Annotated in this window: 8 protein-coding genes; 4 read left to right on the top strand and 4 right to left on the bottom strand. The window is 72.7% G+C overall.

Annotation, left to right across the window (positions count from 1 at the left end):
* The first annotated feature begins 854 nt into the window (after window positions 1–854).
* Window positions 855–1,556 carry a TetR/AcrR family transcriptional regulator gene (locus tag OG896_RS04220; protein WP_329362496.1) on the top strand — a complete coding sequence of 234 codons (702 nt, stop codon included), beginning with the start codon at window positions 855–857 and terminating at the stop codon, window positions 1,554–1,556.
* Window positions 1,557–1,580: 24 nt separating this feature from the next.
* On the opposite strand, the gene OG896_RS04215 is transcribed toward OG896_RS04220, so the two are convergent.
* A complete protein-coding gene (locus OG896_RS04215; protein WP_329362493.1) occupies window positions 1,581–2,657 on the bottom strand; it encodes an ATP-dependent DNA ligase in 1,077 nt (358 codons plus the stop codon).
* A 130-nt stretch (window positions 2,658–2,787) separates the two neighbouring features.
* Here OG896_RS04215 and ligD point away from each other — a divergent pair, with 130 nt between their 5' ends.
* A complete protein-coding gene (ligD, locus tag OG896_RS04210) occupies window positions 2,788–3,798 on the top strand; it encodes a non-homologous end-joining DNA ligase (RefSeq protein WP_329362491.1) in 1,011 nt (336 codons plus the stop codon).
* A gap of 148 nt (window positions 3,799–3,946) precedes the next feature.
* On the opposite strand, the gene OG896_RS04205 is transcribed toward ligD, so the two are convergent.
* A complete protein-coding gene (locus OG896_RS04205) occupies window positions 3,947–5,851 on the bottom strand; it encodes a glycoside hydrolase family 35 protein (protein WP_329362490.1) in 1,905 nt (634 codons plus the stop codon).
* 278 nt (window positions 5,852–6,129) lie between these two features.
* Here OG896_RS04205 and OG896_RS04200 point away from each other — a divergent pair, with 278 nt between their 5' ends.
* Both OG896_RS04200 and OG896_RS04195 read left to right on the top strand, forming a co-directional pair.
* Window positions 6,130–7,161, top strand: coding sequence for a LacI family DNA-binding transcriptional regulator (locus tag OG896_RS04200; RefSeq protein WP_329362487.1), 1,032 nt, complete (start codon window positions 6,130–6,132; stop codon window positions 7,159–7,161).
* A gap of 455 nt (window positions 7,162–7,616) precedes the next feature.
* Complete coding sequence (locus OG896_RS04195; RefSeq protein ID WP_329362484.1) at window positions 7,617–12,188, top strand: endo-alpha-N-acetylgalactosaminidase family protein; 4,572 nt, start codon at window positions 7,617–7,619, stop codon at window positions 12,186–12,188.
* A gap of 124 nt (window positions 12,189–12,312) precedes the next feature.
* On the opposite strand, the gene OG896_RS04190 is transcribed toward OG896_RS04195, so the two are convergent.
* Together OG896_RS04190 and OG896_RS04185 are read right to left on the bottom strand one after the other, a co-directional pair.
* The gene (locus tag OG896_RS04190; RefSeq protein WP_329362483.1) at window positions 12,313–13,200 is read right to left on the bottom strand and encodes a MauE/DoxX family redox-associated membrane protein; all 888 of its coding nucleotides are present in this window, start codon (window positions 13,198–13,200) and stop codon (window positions 12,313–12,315) included.
* Window positions 13,201–13,211: 11 nt separating this feature from the next.
* A complete protein-coding gene (locus OG896_RS04185; RefSeq protein WP_329362481.1) occupies window positions 13,212–13,844 on the bottom strand; it encodes a cell wall protein in 633 nt (210 codons plus the stop codon).
* Window positions 13,845–13,860 lie beyond the last annotated feature (16 nt).

The raw sequence follows: 13,860 nt of genomic DNA, 5'->3' as shown, positions 1-13,860 counted from the left end.
CCTATGATCCACATTCGGCCGGTTCGCCGTCGGAGCGGGGGAGCCGGCACGCCCTGAGTGGGGGCGTCGGCCCAGGCCGGACGCCCTGCGAACGCCGTTGGCCGAGCGGCCGCGCCCGCGCGGGCGAGCCGTCGATCGGCGGCCGAGGCGGTCACTGCCGGGTTGCCCCGACGGGCCGGAATGGCCTGGCCGGAAAAATCTGGTTGACAGTTGGATGACTTTCGCTTGTATACGGCCCCTACCGCGTCCGCGTGCGGGAGCGGGGTCCGCGCCGGGGCCTCCGGCGAATGCGGATACCCGCGATATTCCTCGGGAATAGCTGTCGGAATCAGGTCGGAATGTTATGCGGTGGCGGGGAGAAGGGGGCTTCGGCTCACCGCGTGTTCCTGGGCCGAACACCCCTCGTCCGCCCGGTACGGGAACGGGAAAAGGCGCCGGACGACGGCCGGCCGGAGGACGGGAGCCCACCGCGGAGCGCCAAGCGGAGAAAATCCGCTGCCTCCGTTCGCCGGGCTCGGCGGTTTTTCCCGACGACCCTCGCCCGACCCGGTTCCGGCGCCCGGAATTCCCCCCGGTTGCCCGATCGTCGGCCGCCCCCGAGGGTCCGCGCGCCGCCGTCCGAGGGGTGCGCGGAGGGGTCCGCGGGCCGCGCCGGCCGCTCGGGAGATCGGCTCGACGCCAGGTGGGCGGGGGCGCGGACCGGTTCGCGGCGTGCGGTCGCGTCCCGGGCCGCGCCCTCGCTCACCTCGGCTTTTCGTCCGGCAAAGCGGCTTCTTCACCAGCAGCCACATGCGTTCCTACGAATTGCACGCAGTGTGTAATACATACGTCTGATCCAGAGCTACAGTTGGACCATGGGACATCGCGAGGAACTGCTCAAAGGCGCCAAGCACTGCCTGTATGAAAAGGGTTACGCCCGGACTACGGCACGTGACATTGTGGCGGCGTCCGGCACCAATCTTGCTTCCATCGGCTACCACTACGGGACAAAGGAAGTCCTGCTGCGCGCCGCCCTGATCAGGGCGATGAACGAGTGGGGCAGCGAGATGCTGCGCGCGCTTCCGGCCGAGGCCCCCGCGTCCGAGGACCCGCTGGAGCGCTTCGAGTCCACCTGGACGCGGATGATCGAACTGTTTCCGGACAACAGCCGCCTGTGGCGGGTGAGCTTCGAGGTCTTCGCACAGATCCCGCACGACGAGGAGCTCCGCAAGACGATCGCGGGGGCCCTGCCGGACGCCCACGAGGCGATCGCCGAGCTCTTCCAGGGCGTTGACAGCGCCGCGGACGAGAAGTCGGCGCAGCTCGTCGGCATGTTCCACCAGGCCCTGCTCACGGGGGTGCTGGCGCTGTGGCTCATCGACCCGGAGCAGGCCCCCACCGGCCACGACCTCGCCGAGGCGCTGCGCATCGTCGCCGGCGGCCCGGCCGCGTCCACGCAGGGGGCATCCGGCGCGGAACCGTCCCGTGAGAAGTCCGAAACCGCCCAGGAACAGGAGGAGGGCATCCGCGAGGACAGCGCGGCACCCGGGGCCGGCGCGGAGCCCGTACAGTCGTGAGCCCGCGCGGCCCGGGTCCGGCGCTCAGCCGGCCGGCCCGCCGCCGCCCAGCACCTGCGCCAGGTCGTAGGAGACGGGCTCCTCCAGTTGCGCGTACGTGCAACTGTCCGGGGTCCGGTCCGGGCGCCAGCGGCGGAACTGGGCGGTGTGCCGGAAACGGTCGCCCTGCATGTGGTCGTAGGCCACCTCCAGGACCCGCTCCGGGCGCAAGGGCACCCAGGAGAGGTCCTTCTTGCCCGTCCAGCGGCTGGGCCCGCCCGGCAGCCGGTCGGCGGACTGCGCCTCCTCGCTGGCCCACTCCTGCCAGGGGTGGCCCTCGACCGACTCCATCCGCAGCGGCGCCAGCTCCTCCATGAGGGCCGCGCGCCGGGCCATCGGGAAGGACGCGCAGACCCCGACGTGCTGGAGCCGGCCGTCCGCGTCGTACAGGCCCAGCAGCAGCGAGCCGACCACCGGCCCGCTCTTGTGCGGCCGCAGCCCCGCCACCACGCAGTCCGCGGTCCGCTCGTGCTTGACCTTGACCATGGACCGCGCCCCCGGCTGGTACGGCAGTTCGTGCGGCTTGGCGACCACGCCGTCCAGGCCCGCGCCCTCGAACTGCGCGAACCACTCCCGCGCGACGGCCAGGTCGTCGGTGGCGGGAGTGACGTGCACGGGGGCCGCCGCGTCGCGCAGCGCGAGCAGCAGCGCCTCGCGCCGTTCGCGCTGGGGCGCCGCCACCAGCGAGGTGTCGCCCAGCGCCAGCAGGTCGAACGCGACGAAGCTCGCCGGCGTGACCTCCGCCAGATGGCGCACCCGCGAGTCGGCGGGGTGGATGCGCTCCAGCAGCGCGTCGAAGTCCAGCCGGCCGTCCCTCGCGATCACGATCTCCCCGTCCAGCACGCAGCGTGCGGGCACCTGCTCGCGCAGCGCCTCGACCAGTTCGGGGAAGTAGCGGGTCAGCGGCTTGCCCGAGCGGCTGCCCAGCTCGACCTCGTCGCCGTCACGGAAGACGATCGCCCGGAAGCCGTCCCACTTCGGCTCGTACAGCATCCCCGGCGGGACGGCCGCCGCCGACTTCGCCAGCATCGGCCGCACCGGCGGCATCACGGGAAGGTCCATGCCGGGATTCTCCGCCGCGCGGCGGCCGGGCGCCCGCCGAGTGACGGGCGGGGGGAGCCCCGGCCCGCGCGCGTGAGGCGGCTGCCGCGCCGACGGGCGGTCCGCGGCGAGGCGGCCTAGCGTGAGGGGCATGGCAGAGGCGCTGGAGCTCACGGTCGGCGAGCGCACGGTCCGCGTGTCCAACCCGAACAAGGTGTACTTCCCGGAGCGCGGCTTCACCAAGGCCGACGTCGTCCGCTACTACCTGAGCGTCGGGGACGGCATCCTGCGCGTCCTGCGGGACCGGCCCACCACCCTGGAGCGCTACCCCGACGGCGTCGGCGGCGAGTCGTTCTTCCAGAAGCGCGCGCCCAAGAACCTGCCCGATTGGATTCCGACCGGCCGCATCTCCTTCCCCAGCGGGCGCCACGCCGACGAGATCTGCCCCACCGAGACCGCCGCCGTCGCCTGGGCGGCCAACCTCGGCTGCCTCACCTTCCACCCCTGGCCGGTGCGCCGCGACGACACCGAGCACCCCGACGAGCTGCGCATCGACCTCGACCCGCAGCCGGGCACCGACTACGCCGACGCGGTGCGCGCCGCCCACGAACTGCGCGACGTGCTCGACGGGCTGGGCCTGACCGGCTGGCCCAAGACCTCCGGCGGCCGGGGCCTGCACGTCTTCGTGCCGATCGCCCCCGAGTGGACCTTCGTCCAGGTCCGCCGCTCGGCCATCGCGATCGCCCGCGAACTGGAGCGGCGCGACCCGGCGCACGTCACCACCGCCTGGTGGAAGGAGGAGCGCGGCGCGAAGATCTTCGTCGACTACAACCAGACCGCCCGCGACCGCACCATCGCCAGCGCCTACTCGGTACGGCCCCGCCCGCAGGCCCCCGTCTCCGCACCGCTGCGCTGGGACGAGCTGGACAGCGCGGTGCCCGCCGACTTCGACCTCGCCACCATGCCGGGCCGGTACGCCGAGGTCGGCGACCTGCACGCCGACATGGAGGAGCATGCCTTCCGGCTCGACGCCGCCCTGGAGCTGGCCGCGCGCGACGAGGCCGAGCACGGGCTGGGCGACCTGCCCTATCCGCCGGACCACCCGAAGATGGCGGGCGAGCCGAAGCGGGTGCAGCCGAGCCGCGCGAAGAAGGAGAAGTAAGGGAGAAGCAGGGAGAGCAAGGAGTAAGGGGGCCCGGGAGGAAGCACGGGCGCCGGAAGGCACCGACGCGTAGCGGCCGGGGGAGTGCGGTGGGAGGTGACCCGGGCCCGGAGGCACCGGGACCCGGGTCACGTCATGGGGGCGGGCCTCAGTCGAAGGTCTCCACGAACTCCTGCGGCGGGCCCAGCTCCGGCCGGTCGCGCAGCTCGATCCGGTCGCCGAAGCGCTCCAGTTCGAGCACCGTCACGGTGTTGCCGCCCGCGGCCAGCAGCGGCGCGGGCACGTACAGCGTCAGTTGCGGACCGATCTCCCAATAGCGGCCCAGCAGCGTGCCGTTGACCCAGGCGAAGCCCTTGCCGAAGCCGGGGAAGGCGAGGAAGGTGTCGGCGGGCCGCGGCACGCTGAACGACGCGACGGCGAAGCCCGCGCCGCCCGAGGACGCGGCCGCGTCCGGCGCGATCCGCACGTCGTCCGGCGACCATTCGTCCAGGGGGAGTTCACGCATCTCCCAGCCGTGCACCAGCCGCCGCTCGACGCGGACCCCACCGAGGATGCCCTTGCCCTGGCCCAGCAGCGGGCCGTAGTTGATCCGGCCCTGGTTCTCCACCAGCAGTTCGAGCCGGACCCGCTGCCCGGCGCCCTCGACGGCCAGCGAGCCGGTCTCCTGGTCGAGCACGCCCAACGGCACCCCGTCGGCGAAGACCTGCGCCCGGTCGTGCAGTCCGGTCACCGTCAACTCGCAGCTGCCGTGCGGCAGTCGGGGCCACGCCCGGTACAGCACCAGGCCGGAGGGCTGCCCCAGCTCCTCGAAGCTCATCGGGTACGGCGAGCGCACCGCCGCGGACATCGCGGTGAGCCCGCCGAGCAGACCCGCGCCCTGCCGCACCGGCAGGTCACGCGGGGCGAGCAGTTCGGCCGGCGGCGGCAGCGGGCGATCCCGTGCCCCGGACGCCGCGGCGCCGTCCTGCGTCCCGGCGGCCACCGCCCGCAGCCGCTCCCGCAGCGCGACGAACTTCGCCCCGACCGCACCGTGTTCGGCGATCGGCGCGTCGGAGTCATAGCTGGTGACGGTCGGCTGGAAGCGGGTGCCGTCATGGTTGGCGCCCGCCCACAGGCCGAAGTTGGTGCCGCCGTGCGCCATGTAGAGGCTCACCGAGCCGCCCTCGTCCAGGATCTCGCCGAGCGTGCCCGCCGCGCTGCCGGCCGAGCGGACGTGGTGCGGGTCGCCCCAGTGGTCGAACCAGCCGTTCCAGAACTCGGCGCAGACGAACGGCTCGTCGGCCCGGCGCTCGCGCAGCAGCCGTGCCGCCTGCCCGGCCCGTGAGCCGAACGTCGCGGTGGTCAGCACCCCCGGCAGTGAACCGCCGTCCTGCATCAGCTCGGTCGGGCCGTCCGCGGTGCACAGCAACTCGCTGATCCCGCGATCCACCAGCGCGTCCCGCAGCCACTCCAGATAGTCGGTGTCGTCGCCGTAGCTGCCGTACTCGTTCTCCACCTGCACGGCGACCACCGGCCCGTCGTACGCCGCCTGCGCCGCTGCGATCTTCGGCACCACGACGTCGAACCAGCGTGCCACCTCGTCCAGGAACAGCCGCTGCGAGGTGCGCGGCCGCAGCCCTGGCATGCCGGTCAGCCAGGAGGGCAGCCCGCCGTTGTCCCACTCCGCGCAGATGTACGGGCCCGGGCGGACGATCACGTCCAGGCCGGCGTCCTGCGCGAGGTCGAGGAACCGTGCGAGGTCGCGCGGGCCGTCGAAGCGGGGCGCCGAGCGGCGCGGCTGGTGGAAGTTCCACGGAACGTACGTGTCCACGGTGTTGAGGCCCAGCGCGGCCAACCGGGCCAGCCGGTCCGCCCATTGCGCCGGGTGCACCCGGAAGTAGTGCAGCGACCCGGCGAGTATCCGGTGCGGCTCGCCGTCCCGCAGGAGTTCGCCCCGCGGGTAGGACAGGATCGGGGCGGGTGGCTGCGCCGGGCTCCCGACCGGGACCACGGGGGCCGTCGCGTCCCGCTGATCGGCAGTGTCCCGCTGATCGGCGTCCACGCCCACCGCCATCCCGCGGAATGATACCGATACCGTCTGGTCCACCGCCGACTTCGCCATGCTCGCTCCCTAGTGACGTGCTCACGGGTGGAGCAACCTCGGGGGAACTGTTGCACAGGATGATATCGATGCCAAGCCCGGCCGGTGCCGGGTGTCCGGCGGCCCCTGGGTGGCCCCTCTCCGGGGCCGGGGTGTCCTTCACGGGCGGCGGCCACCCCCGAGGGGCGCTCGGCCGCACGGGAGGGTGGCGGATGGGACCGTTATCATCGGGGGAGGAGCGGAAGGGGCCCATGGAGAAGCAGAGCGGGCGCGAGAGCGTACGGCCGCCGGGGATGACGGACGTCGCGCGGGTCGCGGGAGTGTCCGCGCAGACGGTCTCCCGGGCGCTGGCCGGGCACCCGAACGTTCAGGAGAAGACCCGCGCGAAGGTGCTCGCCGCGGTGGAGCAGCTCGGCTACCGGCGGAACAACGCCGCCCGCATGCTCTCCTCCGGCCGCAGCCGCACCATCGGCGTGGTCACCCTCCAGACCAGCTTCTACTCGCGCACCGCGCTCACCTCGGGGATCGAGCACGCCGCGCAGGCCGCCGGGTACGCGGTGAGCACCGCCACCACCGCGTCGCTGGACACCTCCGCGATCGAGGGGGCGCTGCAGCGGCTGGCCGACCAGCACGTGGAGGGCGTGATCCTCGCGGTGCCGCTGATCCATGTCTCGCGGCAGATCGAGCAGTTGACCGGTGCGGTGCCCACCATCACCATCGACGGCTCGCGCACCTCGGCGACCGAGGTGGTCGCCGTCGACCAGTCGCTCGCCGCGCGGCTGGCGACGCGGCACCTGCTCGACCTGGGCCACGAGACGGTGTGGCACGTGTCCGGGCCCGGGCAGTGGCTGGACGCGGCGAGCCGCGCGGCCGGCTGGCGGGCCGAGCTGGAGGCCGCCGGGCGTACCGTCCCGCCGGAGCTGGCGGGGGACTGGTCGCCCGCGTCCGGCTACCGCAACGGCCTGATCCTGGGCCGCATCCCCGACGTCACCGCGGTGTTCGTGGCGAGCGACGAGATGGCGTTCGGCGTGATCAGGGCGCTGCACGAACTCGGGCGCAGGGTGCCGGACGACATCTCCGTGGTCGGGGTCGACGACATCGCGCTCGCCGAGTACTGCTCGCCCTCGCTGACCACGGTCGCGCAGCCGTTCGCGGAGATGGGGGCGCTCGCGGTGGCGCACCTGGTCCGGGCGATCGCCGAGCCGGGCGCCGCCCCCGAACCCGCTTCCGTGGAGCCCACGTTGGTGGTCCGCGCGAGCACTGCTCCCGTCAGGGTGCCCTGACCCTCCGGGGTGGTGGGTGCTGTCGGTCGAGGGACCACCTGCCGGTGGTGGGTTGGTCGCGCCGTTCCCCGCGCCCCTTTGCCGACCTGGGTGCCCCGTCCTGCCCGTTGAGGGACCACCCGCCGGTGGTGGGTTGGCCGCGCCGTTCCCCGCGCCCCTTTTGCTGATCTGGGTGCCCCGTCCTGCCCGTTGAGGGGTCTCCCGCCGGTGGTGGGTTGGTCGCGCCGTTGTCCCCCAGGGCTTCGCCCGGGTGGGGGCGCCCCCGGCGGAACCAGGGGGAGCGGCCCCACGCGCCCGCTATCCGGCTGGACCGGGTGCTCATCGGGTGTGTGCGGCGATATCAGGCTTGCTCGCTTGGTTCACAGACTCTGGTGTTATCGATGCCATCGCGGCTACAGTCGGCACCACTTTCGGCGCTCTCCCAGCCCTAGGCGGTAGTTGGCATGACCTTGAGCATGACCTCGAGCCCACCCCGTTCACCGCGTCGCAGACGTAGCCGGCGGCTTGCGACCGCGGTCGCGTTCCTCGCCTCGCTGACGTTGCTGTCGGTCGGCGTGACCCCCGCGCTGGCGGCGGCGCCGGCCGCGCAGGCGGCCGCGGACCCCGGCACACCCATCGACCCGGGCCAGTACAGCCTGGTCGGCGCCGACTCGCAGTCGCCGGCGTATCCGGCGCCGCCGGCGCTGGACGGCACCGCGCTCGCGGCGTTCGACGACGACACCGGCACGCAGGGGACCGTCGCGTACGACGTCGTGAACGGGGCCGGCGTCGCCAAGACGCCGATGCCGCACTGGCTCACCGTCGACGTGGGCGGGTCGTTCACCCTCACCGGCCTCGACTACTCCGTGAAGAAGCAGGACAACGGCCCGGTCAAGGACTTCAAGGTCTACGTCACCGACGACCCGGCCGCCGCGAAGGACCCGAAGGGCGACTGGGGCGCACCCGCCGCCACGGGGTCGTTCCACCAGCCCACCGCCGACACCGAGGTGCAGACGGTCGCGTTCGACAAGCCGGTCAAGGGCCGTTACGTCAGGTTCGAGGCGGACAGCGCGATCAACGGCAGCGACAACGCGTCCGTCTCCGAGCTGCGGGTGCGCGCGACCGGCGACACCACGCCCGCGCCGGTGACGCCGCCGCCCCCGGCGCACCCCGCCACCCCGGTGACCCTGTCCCGCGGCGGGCTGAAGGTCCAGGTGGCCAAGGAGTTCCCGCAGGTCGTGTCGTACGCGATGGACGGCGGCACGCTCGGTGGGCAGCCGTCGGTGCTGGACACCTTCGACATCAACGGCAAGGCGCACACCGCGACCACCGCGATGCGCGTCACGGGCGACACCGCGACGTACACCTCCACCTTCGCCGACCTGCCGAACGTCACCATCACCTCGGCGATCACCGTGACCGCGAAGAAGACCGTGGTGTTCGAGGTGAAGAAGATCGCCGGCAGCGCGGCCCGCACCGTGGACGAGCTGTCGATCCCCGACCAGTCGCTGGTGTCGGTCGACACCTCCGACCCGCATGCGAACCTGGCCCGTACCAGGATCTCCACCGACTCCACCACGACCGCCGACCAGTTCATCGCGGTCACCGGGGCCACCACGCCGGACGCCGCGTCGGTCGGCACCCCCTACGGCTTCGTCGCCGACTCCCGGCTGTCCGCGGGGCTGCTCACCGACGCCACCGACGACGCCGCGCAGGACAACAACGACAACGGCAACACCCGGCTCCAGTCGCGGATCGTGGACGCGGGCGGCGGCGCCCGGCGCGCGGAGCTGTCGGTCGGCAACTACACCTACGCGGCCAAGGGCGCGACCGACCCGCGGGTGGCGACGTACACGCTGCCGAAGACCACGGTGGTGCTGGCCGGGGACGCCAACGGCGACGGCCAGGTGACCTGGGAGGACGGCGCGATCGCCTACCGGAACGCGATGACGCGCCCGCTCGGCGCGGACCGGGTCCCGGAACGCGTGGTGCAGCACATCCCGTTCAACTTCGCCAGCGAGGCGACCAACCCGTTCCTGAAGACGCTCGACAACGTCAAGCGGATCTCGCTGGCCACCGACGACCTCGGCCAGTGGGTGCTGGAGAAGGGCTACGCCAACGAGGGCCACGACTCCGGGCACCCGGACTACGGCGGCGACTACAACGTGCGGGCCGGCGGGTTGAGCGACCTCAACCAACTCGCCGCCCAGGGTTCCAAGTACAACGCCGACCTGGCCGTGCACGTCAACGTCACCGAGGCGTACCCGCAGGCGAAGCACTTCAGCTCCGGCCTGGTCCAGGGCCAGGTCAACGGCTGGGACTGGCTCAACCAGTCGTACCACATCGACCAGCGCACCGACCTGGGCAGCGGCGCGATCCTCGACCGCTTCAAGGAGCTGCGCAAGGAAGCGCCCGGCATCAAGACCGTCTACATCGACGCCTACTACTCCAGCGGCTGGCTCGCCGACGAACTCGCCACCCAGCTGCACAAGATGGGCTTCGAGGTCGCCAGCGAGTGGGCGTACAAGTTCGAGGGCGAGTCGATCTGGTCGCACTGGGCCAGCGACAAGAACTACGGCGGCCCCACCAACAAGGGCATCAACTCCAACATCGTCCGCTTCATCGGCAACACCGACCGTGACGTGTGGAACGTCGACCCGCTGCTCGGCGGCTCCGACATCAAGGAGTTCGAGGGCTGGACCGGCCAGGACGACTGGAACGCCTTCTACAGCAACATCTTCACCGAGAACCTGCCCACCAAGTTCCTCCAGCACTACCAGGTGACGGACTGGGACTTCGGGAAGTCCGCCCGGCTCACCGGCGGGGTCGACGTCGCGATGACCGACGGGGTGCGGCAGGTCACCATGGGCGGCGCCCTCGTCCTGAAGGGCGACAGCTACCTGCTGCCGTGGGGCGAGGCCAAGGGCGGCGACGGCACCTCCTCGCCGAGCGACGCCGACAAGATGTACGCCTTCAGCGCGTCGGGCGGCACCCACACCTTCGGGCTCACCGCGCAGTTCGCCCGGGACCGGCACTTCACCCTCTACCGGCTCACCGACACCGGCCGGGTCAAGGCCGCCGACATCACCCCGTCCGGTGGCCAGGTCACCCTGACCACCACCAAGAACCAGCCGTACGTCCTGGTGCCGACCGGCGGCAAGGCCCCGCACACGGACGTGGACTACGGCCAGGGCAGCGGCCTGTCCGACCCGGGCTTCAACGCGGGCGACCTGACCGCCTGGCACCCGACCGGCGGCGCGGCCGTCGCGCGCACCACCAACGGCGACAACGTCGCCCGCCTCGGCACCGGCGCCGCGTCCGGCATCTCCCAGCAGGTCAAGGGGCTGAAGGCCGGGAAGACCTACACGCTCAGCGCCGATGTCGAGATCGCCAAGGGGCAGCGGCGCGCCGTCACCCTCGGCGTCAGCGGCGGCAAGCAGCCCGCCGCGAACACCTTCGACACCACACCCGCGCCCAACGAGGTGGCGGCCGACGCCAAGGAGGGGACGTACGCCCAGCGCGCCTCGGTCACCTTCACCGCACCGCCCGGCGGCCGGGTCACCGTCGCCATCGGCGCCGCCGCGGGCGACCCGGCGGTCACCCTGGACGACGTGCGGCTGATGGCCGACAGCACCGTCCCGCTGCCCAAGGCCGGCAGCAAGGCGGCCGGCGGCACCCTCGTCGCGAGCGAGGACTTCGAGGGGAACCAGCCCGGCTGGGGCCCCTTCGTGAAGGGCGACGCGGGAGGCGTCACCGACCCGCGCACCAGCATCAGCGACCTGCACGCGCCCTACAGCCAGAAGACCTGGAAGAACACCTACGCCCCCTACAACTCCGGCACCCTCAAGGGTCAGGCGGTGGACGACGTCATCGGGGGCGACCACTCGCTGAAGGCCCACGAGGAGAACACCGGACTGGTCTACCGCACCGTGCCGGCGACCGTGCCCTTCACCGCCGGGCACCAGTACCGGGTGTCGTTCAGGTACCAGACCAACGTGGCCGGGCAGTGGGCCTGGGTGACGGGTGCCGACACCGTCGGCGGCGGCAAGGTCACGTCGAAGGACGTCACCCGCGACACCCTCGACCCGGCGCTGGACACCGCCACCTACAGCAAGGACATCGTGGCCGGGTGCGGTGACACCTGGGTGGGCCTGCGCAAGCTCGGCGGGGCTTCCGGCACGGACTTCGTGCTGGACGACTTCACCGTCACCGACCTCGGCCCCTCGGCCACCGGGCCGGCCTGCGCGAGCGTCACGGTGCCGCCCACCGCGGAGTTGAGCCCCGGGGTGCCGAGCGAGTACGCCACCACCTTCACCAACAGCGAGACCACCGACGCCACCGGCGTGCGGATGACACTCGACGGGCTGCCCGCGGGCTGGACCGCCGAAGTGGAGAAGCAGGGCGGCAACGCCTTCGCGGCCGTCAAGCCCGGCGCGAGCGCGACCACCACCTGGCTGATCACCGCGCCGGCCGGTGCGGCGGGCACCTCGGCGAGCTGGAAGGCCACCGCCTCCTACACCAACGGCGGCGCCACCAAGACCGTCGCCACCGACGCCAAGGCGACGGTCGCCTCCCGCGCGCTGCTCTCGCCCGGCTCCATGACCGCCACCGCCGACTCCGAGAACCTCTCCTCCGACCCCACCGAAGGCCCGGTCGCCAACGTGCTCGACGGCGACCCCGGCACCATCTGGCACACCGACTACACCAACTCGGAGGCGCCCTATCCGCACTGGGTCACCCTGAAGCTGTCCGGACCCGCCGACGTCGACGGCTTCGGCTACCTCGACCGCCAGAGCGGCGGCCTCAACGGCCGGATCGGTGACTACGAGATCGCGGTCTCCGACGACGGCACCACCTGGCAGACCGTCACCCACGGCACCCTCGTGGACTCCCCGCAGACGCAAGCGATCAACTTCACCCCGGTCAGGGCCTCCTACGTCCGCTTCACCGGGCTGAACGCGCTCAACGGCCTGCCGTTCGCGGCCGCCGCCGAGATGCGGGTCTACGGGTCGTACGCCAACCCGCCGGTGGGCTACCCGCCGCAGTAGGGCAGACGCACGGAAACCGGGGTGGCCGCTCTTCACGGAGAGCGGCCACCCCGGGCGCGGTTCCGGCCGCCGCGGGGCACGCAGGGCGCGAGCAACCCCGGGCGCGGGTCCCGCGAGGGCGCGGTCAGGCCATCCGCAGCGGCTTGTGCAGCCCGGACAGCTCCAGCAGGTCCACCGGCACGACCTCCTGGGTGCGGTCGTCGATCACCGACACCCGCACCGCGGGGCTCGGGTTCGCGTCCCTGGTCGCCTGGTCGTCCAGAGCGAACAGCACGTTCACCGGCCGCGCGCCGCCCGCGTCGTGGTGCACGCCGGCGAACCGCAGCACCCGCCAGCCCTCGTCGTCCCAGGAGTCCAGGAGCGCGGAACGGACGATCGGCGCCGATGCCTGCCAGGCGAGCGAGCGCTCCAGCAGTTCCACCGACGCCTCGACGGGCACCCAGCCGCGCGGGCCGGCCGGCAGCGGAGTGCCGAAGACCCGCAGCCGCAGCCGCCGCAGCGGCATCCACACCCGGTCCAGGTCGGTGGACAGGGCGAGCAGGCCCGCCGCGGCCACCGCGACCACCAGCACCGACCAGCCCGGGTCCCGGACCACCCGCGACCACCAGGCGGTGCCCGCGAAGGCCGCGGCCACCCCGCCGGCCAGTACCGCGCCGGCCCGCAGGAACGAGCGCACGCCGATCGGGCCCTCGTCACGGGCACTGCAACCGCAGGAGGACTGCGGCGCGGTCGCCTTCGCATGGCCGAGGTAGCCGGTGAAGCCCGCCCCGAGCAGCGCGGTGGCCGCGCCGGGCAGGACCGTGCCGGGGAAGGCGGCCAGCAGGCCCGCGGCCACCACGAGTTCGACGGCCCCCACCGCGCGCAGCGCGAACGCCGCCCGGTGGCCGTTGCCGAGCACCCGCACCAGTACGGTGTTCGCCGCCACCTGCGCGGTGCGCCGGCCCAGCAGCTTGGCCGCGCCGCTCACCGCGAGCAGCACACCGCACACCAGGGGAGCGAGGTCGAGGATCATCGCGCCGCTCCTCAATGGCCGACCGTGACGCGGGCGATGTCCACCGAGTCGTCCGCGGGCCGCCAGGCGCCGAGCACCTGCGCCGACTGCCCGATCCGCACCCGGGACAGGTCCGGTGTGAGCGACCCGCCGAGGTAGGACGCGGTGGTCGTCTGGGGCACGATCCGGCCCACCACGGCGTGGTTGCCGTCGCCGTGCGTGAGGTGCAGGCGGTCCTTGGCGATGCCCCGGATCGTGCAGAACAGGTTCACGATGTTCACCCACACCGCGTCGGCGGCGATGGTGCCGTCGGGCATGTCGACGCCCCGCGCGTACAGGCCGTCGCCGACCTCGATCGCGTCGGCGGTGGTGGTGTGCAGCTTCCAGACGCTGGTGGCGTTGGTGAGTTGGATCAGGTGCCGGTCGCCGTACGAGCCGGCCACTTCGAGCACGGTGCCCTTGATGGCGGTGATCCGGCCCTCGGCGAACGCCGACTTGGCGATCGCGGGGTCGAGGGAGGGGGACGGCGCGGCGAACGCGGCGTCCGCGTCGAGTCCACCGAGCGCCGAGGCGCCCACGATGGTGGCGCCGCCGAGCGCGGCGGTGGTCAGGAAGCGCCTGCGGTCGAAGCCGGAACGGGCCCTGGGGTCCTGGCGGTTGCTCATGTCGGTGCTCCTCCTG

It is taken from the genome of Streptomyces sp. NBC_00669 (assembly GCF_036226785.1).
GTDB lineage: Bacteria > Actinomycetota > Actinomycetes > Streptomycetales > Streptomycetaceae > Actinacidiphila.
This window is presented reverse-complemented; position numbering and strand designations above follow the sequence as displayed.

Excerpts from the sequence above, each read along its gene's own strand:
- OG896_RS04220 (WP_329362496.1), top strand. The coding sequence starts at position 855 with ATGGGACATCGCGAGGAACTGCTCAAAGGCGCCAAGCACTGCCTGTAT.
- OG896_RS04205 (WP_329362490.1), bottom strand. The coding sequence starts at position 5,851 with ATGGCGGTGGGCGTGGACGCCGATCAGCGGGACACTGCCGATCAGCGG.
- OG896_RS04200 (WP_329362487.1), top strand. The coding sequence starts at position 6,130 with ATGGAGAAGCAGAGCGGGCGCGAGAGCGTACGGCCGCCGGGGATGACG.
- OG896_RS04195 (WP_329362484.1), top strand. The coding sequence starts at position 7,617 with ATGACCTCGAGCCCACCCCGTTCACCGCGTCGCAGACGTAGCCGGCGG.
- OG896_RS04185 (WP_329362481.1), bottom strand. The coding sequence starts at position 13,844 with ATGAGCAACCGCCAGGACCCCAGGGCCCGTTCCGGCTTCGACCGCAGG.
- OG896_RS04190 (WP_329362483.1), bottom strand. The coding sequence starts at position 13,200 with ATGATCCTCGACCTCGCTCCCCTGGTGTGCGGTGTGCTGCTCGCGGTG.
- OG896_RS04215 (WP_329362493.1), bottom strand. The coding sequence starts at position 2,657 with ATGGACCTTCCCGTGATGCCGCCGGTGCGGCCGATGCTGGCGAAGTCG.
- ligD (WP_329362491.1), top strand. The coding sequence starts at position 2,788 with ATGGCAGAGGCGCTGGAGCTCACGGTCGGCGAGCGCACGGTCCGCGTG.